The organism is Staphylococcus pasteuri (assembly GCF_030547725.1).
GTDB classification, from domain to species: domain Bacteria; phylum Bacillota; class Bacilli; order Staphylococcales; family Staphylococcaceae; genus Staphylococcus; species Staphylococcus pasteuri.
Map to the genome: position 1 here is coordinate 1 of NZ_JAUOQO010001063.1, position 232 is coordinate 232.

The window sequence follows — 232 nt, forward strand, 5'->3', positions numbered from 1 at the left end:
ATACAGTACTGCGCTAATTCATGTGCCTGGCTGGAGTGCAGCGCGCAGTGAGGCCGAAAAATTTCTCGCTAATCATGGAGTAGAAATCACCATTGGTTTTCGCTCAGAGTTGCCAGGTTCTATTTTGGATGTGCTGCGGGTGAGTGACTTTATGTATCCCAGTGTTACTTATTATCCTCCCGAAGATATACCGGGTATTAAACGGTTTGAATTAGGCGAGGACTTTTTAGAT

Annotated in this window: 1 protein-coding gene; it reads left to right on the forward strand. The window is 44.8% G+C overall.

The window, feature by feature from the left end:
- Nucleotides 1–22 precede the first annotated feature (22 nt).
- On the forward strand, nucleotides 23–232 hold a 210-nt coding region (locus tag Q4528_RS16415), incomplete at its 3' end, for a hypothetical protein (RefSeq protein WP_303522859.1).